Source organism: Promicromonospora sp. NPDC110617 (assembly GCF_055598465.1).
This window is the reverse complement of record NZ_JBVKBM010000001.1, coordinates 828854-842116: the sequence shown is the minus strand read 5'-3', so window position 1 is coordinate 842116 and position 13263 is coordinate 828854. Positions and strand designations below refer to the sequence as shown.

17 protein-coding genes are annotated in these 13263 nt (G+C 71.4%); 4 read left to right on the top strand and 13 right to left on the bottom strand.

Annotated features, from left to right (window positions below; genetic code table 11):
• Positions 1-47: 47 nt before the first annotated feature.
• A complete protein-coding gene (locus ACZ7LE_RS03570; protein ID WP_377228070.1) occupies positions 48-329 on the bottom strand; it encodes a DUF4229 domain-containing protein in 282 nt (93 codons plus the stop codon).
• A gap of 121 nt (positions 330-450) precedes the next feature.
• Here ACZ7LE_RS03570 and ACZ7LE_RS03565 point away from each other — a divergent pair, with 121 nt between their 5' ends.
• Complete coding sequence (locus ACZ7LE_RS03565) at positions 451-837, top strand: PLDc N-terminal domain-containing protein (RefSeq protein ID WP_470401997.1); 387 nt, start codon at positions 451-453, stop codon at positions 835-837.
• A 69-nt stretch (positions 838-906) separates the two neighbouring features.
• On the opposite strand, the gene ccsB is transcribed toward ACZ7LE_RS03565, so the two are convergent.
• The 5 genes from ccsB to ACZ7LE_RS03540 are packed head-to-tail and all read right to left on the bottom strand — an operon-like array spanning position 907 to position 5750.
• The gene (gene ccsB, locus ACZ7LE_RS03560; protein ID WP_470401996.1) at positions 907-1899 is read right to left on the bottom strand and encodes a c-type cytochrome biogenesis protein CcsB; all 993 of its coding nucleotides are present in this window, start codon (positions 1897-1899) and stop codon (positions 907-909) included.
• A gap of 2 nt (positions 1900-1901) precedes the next feature.
• Entirely contained in the window at positions 1902-3704 is a 1803-nt protein-coding gene (gene resB, locus ACZ7LE_RS03555) for a cytochrome c biogenesis protein ResB (protein ID WP_470401995.1), read from the bottom strand.
• Positions 3704-4507 carry a cytochrome c biogenesis CcdA family protein gene (locus ACZ7LE_RS03550; protein WP_470401994.1) on the bottom strand — a complete coding sequence of 268 codons (804 nt, stop codon included), beginning with the start codon at positions 4505-4507 and terminating at the stop codon, positions 3704-3706. Before ACZ7LE_RS03550 ends, resB begins: the two co-directional genes overlap by 1 nt.
• Positions 4507-5103, bottom strand: coding sequence for a TlpA family protein disulfide reductase (locus ACZ7LE_RS03545; RefSeq protein ID WP_470401993.1), 597 nt, complete (start codon positions 5101-5103; stop codon positions 4507-4509). Before ACZ7LE_RS03545 ends, ACZ7LE_RS03550 begins: the two co-directional genes overlap by 1 nt.
• On the bottom strand, positions 5103-5750 hold the full coding sequence (locus tag ACZ7LE_RS03540; protein ID WP_470401992.1) for a histidine phosphatase family protein: 648 nt from the start codon (positions 5748-5750) through the stop codon (positions 5103-5105). The genes ACZ7LE_RS03545 and ACZ7LE_RS03540 overlap by 1 nt, the downstream gene beginning before the upstream one ends.
• 147 nt (positions 5751-5897) lie before the next feature.
• On the opposite strand from ACZ7LE_RS03540, the gene aqpZ reads away from it, so the two are divergent.
• Positions 5898-6647: an aquaporin Z gene (gene aqpZ / locus ACZ7LE_RS03535; RefSeq protein WP_470401991.1), complete on the top strand. Its 750-nt coding sequence runs from the start codon at positions 5898-5900 to the stop codon at positions 6645-6647.
• Between the two features lie 86 nt (positions 6648-6733).
• Here aqpZ and ACZ7LE_RS03530 read toward each other — a convergent pair whose 3' ends face one another.
• Positions 6734-7246: a MarR family winged helix-turn-helix transcriptional regulator gene (locus ACZ7LE_RS03530; protein WP_470401990.1), complete on the bottom strand. Its 513-nt coding sequence runs from the start codon at positions 7244-7246 to the stop codon at positions 6734-6736.
• 220 nt (positions 7247-7466) lie between these two features.
• On the opposite strand from ACZ7LE_RS03530, the gene ACZ7LE_RS03525 reads away from it, so the two are divergent.
• Positions 7467-8018 (top strand): YceI family protein, encoded by a 552-nt coding sequence (locus ACZ7LE_RS03525; RefSeq protein ID WP_470401989.1) that lies wholly within the window; start codon positions 7467-7469, stop codon positions 8016-8018.
• A gap of 104 nt (positions 8019-8122) precedes the next feature.
• Here ACZ7LE_RS03525 and ACZ7LE_RS03520 read toward each other — a convergent pair whose 3' ends face one another.
• From ACZ7LE_RS03520 to ACZ7LE_RS03510, 3 genes are read right to left on the bottom strand one after another with little or no spacing between them, the layout of a single operon-like run.
• Positions 8123-8770 (bottom strand): redox-sensing transcriptional repressor Rex, encoded by a 648-nt coding sequence (locus tag ACZ7LE_RS03520; protein ID WP_377232472.1) that lies wholly within the window; start codon positions 8768-8770, stop codon positions 8123-8125.
• Between the two features lie 60 nt (positions 8771-8830).
• Positions 8831-9079, bottom strand: coding sequence for a glutaredoxin family protein (locus tag ACZ7LE_RS03515; RefSeq protein WP_470401988.1), 249 nt, complete (start codon positions 9077-9079; stop codon positions 8831-8833).
• Positions 9080-9093: 14 nt separating this feature from the next.
• A complete protein-coding gene (locus ACZ7LE_RS03510) occupies positions 9094-9765 on the bottom strand; it encodes a Pr6Pr family membrane protein (protein ID WP_470401987.1) in 672 nt (223 codons plus the stop codon).
• Positions 9766-9843: 78 nt separating this feature from the next.
• Between ACZ7LE_RS03510 and ACZ7LE_RS03505 the strand changes: the two genes are divergently transcribed.
• Entirely contained in the window at positions 9844-10638 is a 795-nt protein-coding gene (locus tag ACZ7LE_RS03505; RefSeq protein WP_470401986.1) for an HAD family hydrolase, read from the top strand.
• 75 nt (positions 10639-10713) lie between these two features.
• Here the strand turns inward: ACZ7LE_RS03505 and ACZ7LE_RS03500 are convergent, their stop codons facing one another.
• From ACZ7LE_RS03500 to ACZ7LE_RS03490, 3 genes are all read right to left on the bottom strand, one after another.
• Positions 10714-10812, bottom strand: a complete 99-nt coding sequence (locus ACZ7LE_RS03500) for a 30S ribosomal protein bS22 (protein ID WP_003792170.1) — start codon at positions 10810-10812, stop codon at positions 10714-10716.
• Between the two features lie 234 nt (positions 10813-11046).
• Complete coding sequence (locus ACZ7LE_RS03495) at positions 11047-11715, bottom strand: potassium channel family protein (RefSeq protein WP_020016003.1); 669 nt, start codon at positions 11713-11715, stop codon at positions 11047-11049.
• A 66-nt stretch (positions 11716-11781) separates the two neighbouring features.
• Positions 11782-13182, bottom strand: coding sequence for a TrkH family potassium uptake protein (locus tag ACZ7LE_RS03490; protein ID WP_470401985.1), 1401 nt, complete (start codon positions 13180-13182; stop codon positions 11782-11784).
• Positions 13183-13263 lie beyond the last annotated feature (81 nt).

Here is a 13263-nt window from a genome sequence, read left to right as displayed (position 1 = left end):
CAGGTCACCCGGGTGACCTGAGCGGCTGACCCGTCGGAGGTTCGGGGTCAGTCGGCGCGCAGCTTCTCGTCGACCTCGGCGTCCTCGTGGGCGGCGTCGGCGTCGATCTTCGGGGCCGCGGCCCGTGCCGCGGCACGCCGCTCGGCCCGGCCGGCCATCCACTGCGTCGCGGCGTCGCGCGGCCTGCCCAGCGTCAGGTACGACACCGCCAGGGCGACCAGCACGGCGACGACCGGGAGCAGCCAGCCCCGCAGTCCGACGAGGTAGAGCACGCCGAGTGCCGCGGCGACGAGCGCGACACGGAGCAGGGAGTAGATCACGAGGGGCACCCACCCATGGTAGGCCGGGGCACGCCCCGCGTTCGCACGACGACGGCCCGCCGGGCGACAACGGGGCGAACGTCACGTCGGGGGCTGCCCCGCCCGCGCCAACCCACCGTAGGCTGGGGGTATGCCTCGCGTACTCCTGATCTTGGTGGTCGTCGGACTCATGGCGTATGCCCTGACCGATGTCTGGGGCGCGGACGAGGACGAACGTGCAGGTCTGCCCCGGTGGCTCTGGGTTCTCCTGATCGTCCTCCTGCCCCTGCTCGGTGCGATCTCGTGGATCGTGGTGCGGGTCAGCCGCCGGTCCGGCGCCGGCCCCGCCTCGGGCCCCGGCTCCGGCGGAACCCGCCCGACCACGCCCCCGCGGCCCGGCCCGCGCCGCCCCTCCGGCCCCGTGGCCCCGGACGACGACCCGGAGTTCCTCTGGCTGCTGGAGCAGGAGAAGCGCAAGCGCGAGCGCGAGGCCCGCGGCCGCCAGGAGGCCAAGGACGACGACACCGAGAGCAACTGAGCCCGGGAGAAGACCGAGGGCACCGGATCCGCGCGGATCCGGTGCCCTCGGTCGTGTGGTCGTCAGGCCTCACAGGCCCGAGTACGAGTGCTTCCCGTTGAAGATCAGGTTCACGCCGGTGAAGTTGAACAGCACGCACGCGTAGCCGGCCACGACGAACCAGGCCGCACGGGACCCGGACCAGCCGCGCGTGGTGCGTGCGTGCAGGTAGGCCGCGTAGACCACCCAGACGATGAAGCTCCAGACCTCCTTGGGGTCCCAGCCCCAGTAGCGGCCCCAGGCGTCCTCGGCCCAGATGGCGCCGCCGATGAGCGTGAAGGTCCACAGCACGAACGCCACGGAGTTCAGGCGGAACGAGAGCGACTCGAGGGCCGCGGGCGCCGCGGTGTGGTCGAGCCAGCCCCAGTGCCGGCTGCCGAGCACCGGGGAGCCGTTGTCCCGGGCGTCCCGCAGGAGCTGCAGCACCGACGCCACGAAGGCGACGGTGAAGATGCCGGTGGCGCAGATGGCGACGCCCACGTGGATCACGAGCCAGTACTTCTGCAGCGCGGGCTGGACGCCCATCGCCTCCACGAAGAACTTCTCCTGGGCCAGCACCAGGAACAGCACGCCGAGCCCGCTCACGAACGCGCCCAGGTACCGCACGTCACGCCGCGTGTTCACGCCGGCGAACACCGCGACGGCGACGAACGTGCCGACCAGCGTGAACTCGTACATGTTGGCCCACGGCGTGCGCCCCGCCGCGATGCCGCGCAGCACGATCGCGATCAGCAGCAGCGCCGCGGCCAGCCAGGTCACGGACATCCCGATCCCGGCGAACTTGCGGCTCACCGGGCCGGCCGCCGCGCCGGTGACGGGGGCGGCCTCGGCGTCGATCAGGCCGGGCACGTCGTCCCCGGCCCCCGCGCCGACGCTCACCTTGTCGCGGCTGCGCGCCGCGTCCCGCGCGTCGACCTTCGCGCCGGACAGGCGCGAGAGGTCCACCGAGAACGCGATGAGCCCGATCGCGAGCGCCGTCGCGGCACCCCAGACGAGCAGCACGCTCAGGTTTGCCAGCTCCATGTTCAGTCCTTTTCCGATCCGGTCTCGATGCGCGGTTCCTGAGCTTGTCCGGTGGCCGCCGGTCCGGGCTCTGCTCCCGGGACCGCCCCCACGGCGCGGTCGACCTCGGCCTGGAGGCCGGCGTCGTCGCCCCGGGCGAGCCCCGCGACCTCGACCACCGTAACGCCGTCCGGCCCGTCGTACGCCCGCGCCCAGACGCGCCGCCGCGGGGTGAAGAGCGAGACGGTGAGCCCTGCGAGCGCGAGCAGCGCGAAGACGAGCACGAACGCGAGCGACGGGTCGTGCCGCAGGTCGAGCGCGACGTAGCGCGGCAGGTCCTCGCCGAGGGTCAGGGTGCCGAGCCCGTTCGGCAGGTCCACGGTCTCGCCGGGCCGTGCCAGCACCTTGACGCGCTCGCCGGACTCCTCCAGCGCCGGGGTGAGCGACGCCGTGTCGAGCTCGTACACGTTCTGCGGCGAGCCGTCGTCGAGCCCCAGGTCACCCGTGTACACCTCGAGCACGAGCAGCGGGTCCACGGGCTGCGGGAACGCCGAGCGGGCCGACCCGTCCTCGTTCACCTCCGCCGTCGGCAGGAAGTAGCCGACGAGCCCGATCTGGTCCAGCCCGGGCGACACGTCGGGCACCTTCACGACGCCGCGGGAGGTGTACATCGTGTCCTCGGGGATGAACGTGACCCGGCCGGAGAAGGCGACCTCGCCCTCGGCGTCGTGCACGGTGATCTCGGGGGCGAAACCGTTGCCCTGGAGGTAGATCTTGGCGCCGTCGACGACGATCGGGTGGTTCACCTTGATCTGCTCGGGCCGCTCCTCGCCGGACGGCTCGGTCACCGTCACGTGCGCCGTGAAGTCGCGCGCCTGGGCGAAGGCCACGGTGTCGCTCGCGAACTCCGACTCGAACTTGTCGAGCGTCATCGAGAACGGCACCAGCGAGCCGGGGCGGAACCACCCGCCCTTCTCGAAGGTGTCGTAGTCCACGACGGCGTTGGCGAAGCCGCGGCCCTCGGTGACGATGGCCTGGCCGCGGTAGTGCAGCAGCTGGCCGGTCGCGACGGAGACGAGGAGGCCCACCAGGGCCAGGTGGAAGACGAGGTTGCCGGTCTCGCGCAGGTAGCCGCGCTCGGCGCTCACGGTGGCGGACGCAGGACGCCGTCCGCGGGCCGCCTCCTCGCCCCGGTCCACCCGGAAGGTGGGCAGCCAGGAGAGCCTGCCGCGCAGGTGGGCGGCGACGGCGTCGGCCGCCTCCTCGGGCGACGCGCCGGTGGTGGCGGTGGCCTTGGCCGGGAACCGGTTGAACCGGGACGGGACGCGCGGCGGGCGGCCCCGCAGGGCGCGGTAGTGCGCCGCCGACCGCGGCAGGATGCAGCCCACGAGCGAGACGAACAGCAGGATGTAGATGGCGGAGAACCAGACCGACGAGTAGACGTCGAAGAAGCCGGCCTTGTCGAGCCACTCCCCGGCGGTCGGGTGGTCGGCGAGGTACTCGAGCACCCCCGCGGCGTCCTGGTTGCGCTGCGGCAGGACAGACCCGGGCACGGCGGCGACGGCGAGCAGCATCAGCAGCATGAGCGCCACGCGCATCGAGGTGAGCTGGCGCCACATCCAGCGCAGCGTGCCCACGAGGCCCAGCGCGGGCGCGGTGGGGCGCTCGGGCCTGGGCCCCCGGGGATCCGACGCCGGGGCGCCGGGCGCCTCGCCGGGCTCGCCCTGGGTGAACTCGTCCGCGATGCCCTCGGGGACGTAGGTACCTGGCCTGTTGTCCCGGGTACTGTCGCGGGCGCTGTCCCGGCTGCTGGTCCGACCGGCCATCAGATCACCGTCTCGAATCCGCCGATCCAGAGCTGCATGGCCCCGGTCATCCGCGTCCAGAGCCCGGTGACCAGCAGCAGCCCGACCAGCACCAGCAGCCCGCCGCCGATGCGCAGCGCCGCGAGGCGGTGCTTGCGCAGGAAGTCCAGCATGCGCTCCGAGCTCTGCAGCCCGAGGGCCACGAGCAGGAACGGCACACCCAGGCCGATGCAGTACGCCACGCCGAGCAGGGCGCCGCGGCCTGCCGAGGCCTCGTCGATCGCGAGCGCCTGCACGGCGCCGAGGGTCGGGCCGATGCAGGGCGTCCAGCCCAGCCCGAAGACGACGCCGAGCAGCGGCGCGCCCCACAGGCCGGCGCGCGGCGTCAGGTGGAACCGAGCCTCGCGCTGCAGGAACGGGACGGCCCCGAGGAACCCGAGGCCGAGCAGGATCACCACGGCGCCGAGCACGCGGATGATCACGTCCTCCCAGCGCACCAGGTAGGCGCCCAGGCTGCCGAACGCGGCGCCGAACGACACGAACACGACGGTGAAGCCGAGCACGAACAGCGCGACGCCGCCGACCACGCGGCCGCGGGCGGGCTTGGTGCGCGTCGACACGATCCCGGGGGTCGTGCCGGCCGACGCGGCGGCCATGCTGCTCACGTACCCGACGTACCCGGGTACGAGCGGCAGCACGCACGGCGAGGCGAACGAGACGAGGCCCGCGAGCAGCGCCACGGGCACCGCCAGCAGCAGGGACCCGCTGAACGCGGTGCTCGCGAAGCCGCCGCCGACGGCGGTCGCGATCGAGCCGGCGAGCATCAGGCAGCCTCCGCCAGGACCTCGTCGATCAGGGACTCGAGCGTGGAGTGCTCGGCCTGGCCGATGACGCGCGCGGCCACGTTGCCCTCCTGGTCCAGGACCACGGTGGTGGGCACGGCCTGCAGCGGCACGACGCCGTTCAGGCTCGCGATCACCTTGCCGCTGCGGTCCTCGATGCTCGGGTAGGGCACCTCGAAGGTGCGCTGGAACGCCTGCGCGGAACCGGCGTCGTCCTCGGTGTTGATGCCGAGGAACTGCACGCCGTCCTTCGACCCCGCGAGGCTCACGAGATCGGGCGCCTCGGCGCGGCACGGCGCGCACGAGGCGTACCAGGTGTTCACGACCACCACGTCGCCCGCCCAGTCCGTGCTGTCGACGTCGTTGCCCTCGAAGTCGGTGCCCGTGATGGCGACGGGCCCCTTGCGGTCCCCGACGTCGTACGTCTGGACCGAACCGTCACCGGAGACGTACCCCTGCCCGACGACGTCACCGGCGCCCGAGTCCGCCGGGCTGCACGCGGCGAGCGACACGACGAGGCCGAGCACGATGCCGACGACCACTACCCACTGGACCGCCTTGACGGTCTTGCCCCGCATCACGCGCCGGCGACCTTGCTCGCGCCGTCGTAGAGCTCCGCGGCGGGCTCCGTGTAGTGCAGGCCGACGAACCGGTCGTCCTCGAAGTGCAGGGACGTCAGGGACGCGAGGTTGCACTGCCGGTTGCGCGGGTCGTGCCAGAGGGTCCCGCCCTCGAGCGCCCGGCGCGTGAGCCAGATGGGGAGCTGGTGGCTGACCAGCACGATCTCGTGGCCCTCCGCGGCGCGGCGCGCGTCCTCGACGGCGGCGCGCATGCGCTCGACCTGGGCCGTGTAGGGCTCGCCCCACGACGGCCGGAACGGGTTCCACATGTGCGGCCAGTTGCGCGGGTTCTTCAGCGCCCCGCCGCCGGGGCCGGCGACGACCAGGCCCTCGAACCGGTTGTCGGCCTCGATGATGCGGTCGTCGGTGGCGAGCTCCAGGCCGAAGCCCTGTGCCACGGGGGCGGCCGTCTCCTGCGCCCGCTGCAGCGGGGACGCCACCACGCGGGTCACGTCCCGGCCGGTGCTCGTGAGGTGGTCGGCGACGATCTTGGCCATCGCCTGGCCACGGTCGGACAGCCGGTAGCCGGGCAGGCGCCCGTACAGCAGGCCGTCGGGGTTGTACACCTCGCCGTGACGCAGCAGGTGAACCGTCGTGGAAACCATGACCCACAGTCTCCCATCCGACCCTGGGTGCCCGTGACCTTCCGCGAGTGTGCATTACGTCATCTCGCGCCGATCCGGTGTCGCCGACCTACATTCAGCGGAAAGGTTTCGCCATGAAACCGTCCGATGCAAGCAAGGGGGCTCCACATGAGTGAGACAGCATCGCCAGCCATGTACGCGCGCCTGGCCGCCGAGGCGCTGGGCACGTTCGTGCTGGTGCTGGGTGGCTGCGGCACCGCGGTCTTCGCAGCCAACTTCCCTGACGCCGAGACCAACACGGTGGGCGTGGGCTTCCTCGGGGTCGCCCTGGCCTTCGGCCTCACCGTCGTGGTCGGCGCGTTCGCGCTCGGCCCGATCTCGGGCGGCCACTTCAACCCGGCCGTGACGCTGGGCCTGGCGGCCTCGGGCCGGTTCTCCTGGAACGACGTCGGCGGCTACGTCGTGGCGCAGATCATCGGCGGTGTGCTCGGTTCCAGCGTGCTGGCGCTGATCGCCCTCGGCGGGCCGGACGGCTACTTCGACGCCGCGCGCGAGTCGGGCTTCGCGGCCAACGGGTTCGGCGAGCACTCCCCGGACGGTTTCGGGCTCGGTTCCGCGATCCTGACCGAGACGATCCTCACCGCGGTCTTCCTGTTCGTCATCCTCGGCACGACGGCGCGGATCGCCTCCCCCGGGTTCGCCCCGCTGGCGATCGGCCTGACGCTCACGCTGATCCACCTGGTCTCGATCCCGATCACGAACACGTCGGTGAACCCCGCCCGCTCCATCGCCACCGCGATCTACGCCGGCGGCTGGGCCTGGGGGCAGCTCTGGGTGTTCCTGCTGTTCCCGGTCCTCGGTGCCCTGGTGGCGGGGTACGCCTACCGCCCGATGTTCAGCCGCGTGCTGACCGAGTAGGCCCCACCATCCCCACCGCCGACGTGTCAGACGCACAGATCCCTCGGGTGACCTGTGCGTCTGACACGTGCCGCGGGGCGCGGCGGTCAGTCGCAGAGCGCCGTGAGGCCTTCCTCGGTGCCGCCCGACCTCTTCGAGGACTCCGCGACCTTGGCCATGATGCGGCCGAGCATCGCGAACTCCTCGGGGTCCAGCGCCTCCACCATGATCCGGCGCACCGCCGCGACGTGGCCCGGCGCCGACACCTCCAGCGCCGCGTAGCCGGCGTCGGTCATGGTGCAGTTCACCCCGCGGCGGTCGCCCTCCGCCGCCCGGCGCTCCACGAGCCCGCGCGCCTCCATGCGCGCGACCGTGTGCGTCAGGCGGCTGCGCGAGAGCACCAGGCCGTCCGCGAGCGTCGACATGCGCATCGTGCGCTCGGGGGCCTCCGAAAGCTGCACCAGCAGGCTGTACTCACCGAGCGACAGGTCGAGGGTCCGGTCGTGCACCGCGCTGAGCGCCTCCACGAACCGTGCGGTCCCCTCGAGATAGTGCCGCCAGGAGCCCTGCTGCTCCTCGGTCAGCCAGAGATCGGAACCCTGGATCGTCTCCGCTGCCACTTCGCCCACCGCCTTCGTGCTCGCCGAGCTGCCAGGAGGGCCGGCCCGGGTGACGCCGTCACGCCGGGAGCCATGATCGCCCGCCGGCCCGAATGTGATCTGCGACGTGCCGGGCGCCCTCTAGGAATACGTTACGGGACCCGTTATGTTGGAACGCATCAGATCTAGTTGATCCCTCAACTATCTACCTCAACCGTCGCACCCACAAGGAGTCCCCCTGATGGCCACCCCGCTCCCCGCAGGTCTCACCACCGGCGCCTACGACATCGACCCCTCCCACACCGCTGCCTCCTTCTCCGTCCGCCACGCCGGCATCGCGAAGGTGCGCGGCAGCATCGCCGTCACCTCGGGCACCATCACGGTGGGCGAGGACCTGGAGTCGTCGAGCGTCACCGCCGAGCTGGACGCGGCCTCCGTGAGCACCGGCGACGCCGGTCGTGACGGCCACCTGAAGAGCGCCGACTTCTGGCACGCCGACGAGAAGCCGACCTGGACGTTCTCCTCGACCGACATCAAGGCCGACGGCGACGACTACATCATCTCGGGCGACCTCACGATCAACGGCATCACCAAGGGTGTCGAGCTGGAGACCGAGTTCACCGGCACCGCCAAGGACCCGTTCGGCAACGACCGCGCCGGCTTCGAGGCCAGCCTCGAGGTCAACCGCAAGGACTTCGGCCTCACATGGAACGCCACGCTGGAGACCGGCGGCTTCCTGGTGGGCGACAAGGTCAAGATCACGCTGGACGTCAGCGCGATCGCCAAGGGCTGAGCCCCGCTCGTCCCTGAACAGCACCACCGCTGAGTGCGGGGTATGTGTGCGATCGAGCAGCTCGATCGCACACATACCCCGCACTCAGCGTTTTTTGGCGGTCGTCAGAGGGCCGCCGCGCGGGTGGCCGCGTGGAAGGCCAGGATCTGCAGCTCGCCACCGACGTCGACCGAGCGCACCACCACGTCGTCCGGCACCTGGAGCGCCACCGGCGCGAAGTTCAGGATCTCCCGGACGCCCGAGCCGACCACGGCGTCGGCCACGTCCTGGGCGCCGTGGCCCGGCAGCGCGAGCACCACCATGGAGACCCGCTCACGCTCGATGACCTCGGCCACCTCGCGCACGTGCTCCACGGTCACGCCGGCCACGTCCGTGCCCACGACGTCGGGCGACGCGTCCAGCAGCGCCACCACCTGGAAGCCGCGCGTCGCGTACCCCGAGTAGTTCGCCAGGGCGTGCCCGAGGTTTCCGATGCCGACGATCGCCAGCCGGTGCTCCGTCTCGAGCCCCAGGGCGACCGTGATGTACGAGGCGAGCGACTCGACGTCGTACCCGACGCCGCGCGTGCCGAACGAACCCAGGTACGAGAGGTCCTTGCGCAGCTGCGCCGAGCTGACGCCCGACCGTTCGGCGAGCTCCGTCGAGGAGGTGAGGTCCACCCCCTCGGCCGCGAGGTCACGCAGGGCGCGCAGGTAGTACGGCAGCCTCCCCACGGTTGCTGCCGGGACTGTCCCGTCACTGAGTTCGACCACGTGCTGCTCCCCTCCCCGCGACCACTGTGTCGCGGGCGTACGCACACACTGCCTGGACGATCATGCCAGGAGGCGTGCCAGGCGCGCACCGTCCACGCGCCAGAAACCTTGCTGGACACCGTCCACCTCGAGCACGGGGACGTACTCCCCGTACTTGTCGCGCAGCGCGGGCGCGCTGTCGATGTCGACCTCGCGCCACGCGGTCCCCGCGCTCTCGCACACCTTCTCGACGACGGCACGTGCGTCCTCGCACAGATGGCACGCCTCGCGTGTGTAGAGAACGACCCGGGTCTCGGCGGCAGTGGTCACGCCCCGAGGTTACGTCACGTGCGGGCCACCGAACGGTCGGTGTCCGGCAGCCGCCCGTCCGCCCAGCGCACGCCCCAGGCCAGGACGAGGAAGACGACGGCGACGATCGCGGAGTTGGTCACCGCGCCCGCGTAGCCGAGCGTGTTCACGTCCAGGAACGGGTACGGGTACCAGCCCGTCACGGCGCCGCGCACGAACGTGTAGAGCAGCCACGCGATCGGGTAGACGACGGACCACCACACCGTCCGCCCCGTCACGCGCGGCCGCGGCCCCACCAGCAGCCAGGCGACGACGGCGAACACCGGCGCCAGGACGTGCAGCATCACGTTCGACACCATCCCGGCGCCCGTCAGCTCCACCAGTCCGCGCAGCACGGTGTTGTAGACGATGCCGGTCACCGTGATGCACAGCAGGGCGTCGAGGCGCAGCACCCGGAAGACCGGGCCGTCCCGGCGCGGGTCCAGCGCGAGCGCCACCGACACCCCGCCGATCAGCAGGTTCGACTGAATCGTGAAGTAGCTGAACATCCGGACGATCCGCTCGGCGTGCGTCGGTGCGAGACCAGGGCCTCCGGTGAGGGCGACGACGAGCTCGATCCCGAAGCCGCCGAGGGCGAGCACCGCGACCAGCAGGTGGAGGAACCGCGCGAGCGCGGCGCCCTCGGAGGTCCGGATGTTCTGCGTCACTCCCCGGTTCTACCAGCGCTTCTGCCCCGGTGCCCGGCGAGGACTTGCGTCCTGTGGCACGCCGATAGAGTGACCTCCATGCCGTCGACGCTCCCTTCGTCCGCCACCGCGGCGTTCTTCGACGTCGACAACACGATCATCCGCGGTGCGAGCGCCTTTCACCTGGCCAAGTCCGCGTACCAGCGCAAGTTCTTCGGTACGCGGGACATCCTGAGGTTCGCCCTGATCCAGGCGCGATACCTGCTCTGGGGCGAGAACCGCGAGGAGATCGACCAGGTGCGCGACCGCGCGCTCTCGCTCATCGCGGGCCGCAGCGTCGCGGAGATCGCCACCCTCGGCGAGGAGGTGTGGGACGCCGTCCTGTCGCTGCGGATCTACCCCGGCACGCGCCGGCTGCTGGACGAGCACATCGCGGCCGGCCACCAGGTGTGGCTGGTGACCGCCACGCCCGTGGAGATCGCGCAGCTCATCGCCCGCCGCCTCGGCGCCACGGGCGGTCTCGGCACCGTGGCCGAGCACAAGGACGGGTTCTACACGGGCCGGCTCACCGGCGACCTGATGCACGGCCAGGCCAAGGCCGACGCCATCGTCTCGCTCGCCGAGACCGAGGCCATCGACCTCGACGAGAGCTACGCCTACGGCGACTCGCTCAACGACCTGCCGATGATGCGGTCCGTGGGCCACCCGTGCCCCATCAACCCCGACCTGCGGCTGCGCCGGCACGCGCAGGAGGTGGGCTGGCCCATCCGCGAGTTCCGGGGGCGGTCGCAGCGCGCGGCCGGGCGCGGCGTCCGGACGGCGTCGTGGGCCGGGGCGGCCTGGGTGCTGGGCCTGGTGCTGCGGGCGGCCCGACGGCGGCTGCGCGGGCACTAGGCACAGAAAAAACGAAGAAGGCCCGGCCCCCCAGGGGGGCCGGGCCTGCTCGTCACGCGCCCGACGGCGCGCGCGTCACTTCTTGTTGCGGCGCTGGTGGCGCGTCTTGCGAAGCAGCTTGCGGTGCTTCTTCTTGGCCATGCGCTTGCGGCGCTTCTTGATGACGGAGCCCATAGGTCCTCGCAATGTTCGGTCGGTCGGTCGGCGGCAGCCCGACGACGGGCCGCGCGGCGAAATGGTCCACGGTTGGTCCGGGACAGTGACGCCATAGTGACGATGGCCGACCAACACGAAAAGGAGTCCGCTACCTAGGCTACCTGCTCTGCCGCGCGCCCCGTAATCGACGGCGGTGTGAGGTGCGCCGGACCTGCCTCCACAGCCGGCTGCCAGGCCCGTCCGCGGCACGGCTCAGGGCCGGGCCGCGAACCGCTCCAGCAGGTCGGCGTGGCCTGAGCAGACAAGCAGGTCGTTGGCGGAGACCCGGGTCTCCGGCGTCGCGTAGACGAAGTCCACGCCCGGCGACTTCACCCCGATCACGGTGATCCCGTACCGCTTGCGGATGTTGGACTGCGCCAGCGTGAAGCCCTGCGCCTCGCGGGGCGGGCGCATCTTCACGATGGTGAAGCCGTCCTCGACCTCGATGTAGTCGAGCAGCTTGCCGCTGACGAGGTGGGCGACGCGCGAACCGGCGTCCGCCTCCGGGAAGACGACGTGGTGCGCGCCGATGCGGGTCAGGATCCGGCCGTGCTCGGCGGAGATCGCCTTGGCCCAGATCTGGGGCGTGCCCAGGTCCACCAGGTTGCCGGTGATGAGCACCGACGCCTCGAGCGACGAGCCGACGCCGACCACGGCGACGCCGAAGTCCTTCGCGCCGAGCTGCTCCAGCGCGTCCGGGTTGGACGCATCGGCCTCGACCAGCGGCAGGCGCCCGGACCACTGGGCCACCAGCGTGGGGTCCTGCTCCACGGCGAGCACGTCCTGGCCCAGCCGGTCCAGGGTGGCGCCGATCGCCGACCCGAACCTGCCCAGGCCGATCACGAGCACACCCGCGTCCCGCTCGGGTTTCTTCTCCGGCACGGTAGTCCTCTCTTCCGCGTGTCAGACGCACAGGTCACCCTAGTGACCTGTGCGTCTGACACGTCGTCAGCCGATGATCGGGCGTTCCTCCGGGAAGCGTACGATGCGCCGCCGGTCGCGGAGCGCCAGCACCGCCACGACGGTCACCGCCCCGGTACGCCCCACGAACATCAGGGCGGCGAGCACGTACTTGCCGGCGTCGGGCAGGTCGTACGTGATTCCCGTCGAGAGACCGACGGTCGCGAACGCCGAGAGCACCTCGAACAGCACCCTGGACAGGGGAAGGTCGGTGACCTGCAGCAGCGCGACGCACGAGACCAGCACGATGCTCGCGCCGGTGAACACGACCGCGATCGACAGCCGCAGCACGTCGCGCGGGATCCGGCGGCCGAACGCCTCGATGTCCCGGTCGCCCCGAGCCTCGGCGATGATCGCCAGCAGCATGACCGCGAGCGTGGTCACCTTGATACCGCCCGCGGTGGACGCCGAGCCACCGCCCACGAACATCAGCGCGTCCTGGATGAGCCAGCTCGACTCGTGCATCGCGCCGATGTCCACGGTGCTGAACCCGCCCGAGCGGGGCATGACCCCGGCGAAGAACGCGGCGAGCAGCTTGTCCCCGATGCTCAGCGGGCCGAACGTGCGGGGGTTGGTCCACTCCAGGACCAGGAGCAGCAGGGCGCCGACCACGAGCAGCACGCCGCTGGTCACCAGCGTGAGCTTGCTGTGCAGCGAGAGCCGCTTGGTCCAGCCGTGCCAGCGGTGGCCCGGCCGGGGCAGGGACCGCTGGATGTTGAGGATGACGGGGAACCCGAGCGCCCCGATGAAGACGCCGAGCGCGATGGGCAGCAGCAGCGTCCAGTCACCCACGTGCGGCATGAGGCCGTCGGGCGTCGGCACGAACCCCGCGTTGTTGAAGGCGGAGATCCCGTAGAACAGGGAGTGCCAGGCCGCCGTGCCCACGTTGTCCTCGAGGATCAGGAAGCGCGGGAAGAGCAGCAGCGCGATCGACAGCTCTAGCGTGGTCGCGGTGATGATGATGACGCGGACCAGCGAGCCGACGTCGCCCAGCCGGCTCGTCTTGGTCTCCGACGCCGTGAGCAGCTTCTGCGTCAGCCCGATCTTGCGCGACACCATCATGCCGAGCAGCGAGGCGACGGTCATGATGCCGAAGCCGCCCACCTTGATGCCCGCGAGGATGACGACCTGCCCGTAGAACGACCAGTAGGTCGCCGTGTCCTGGACCACGAGACCCGTGACGCAGACGGCGGAGACCGCCGTGAACAGCGCGTCGACGAAGCTCGCGCCCTCGCCGTCGGCGGTCGCGAACGGCACCAGCAGCAGGATCGCGAACAGCCCGATGACACCCGCGAAGACGGTGACGGCCAGGCGCGCCGGGGCGCGGAACGCCAGCTCGTCCACCAGCTCCCGGAGGCCGAACAGCCTGTGCCGGAAGATCGGCGGCATCCGACCTGCTCCCTCCGCTGCGTCCTGATGATCGACGCCCTACTCTGCCACGCCGGAGGGCCGCTGCCGGGCAGCAACCCG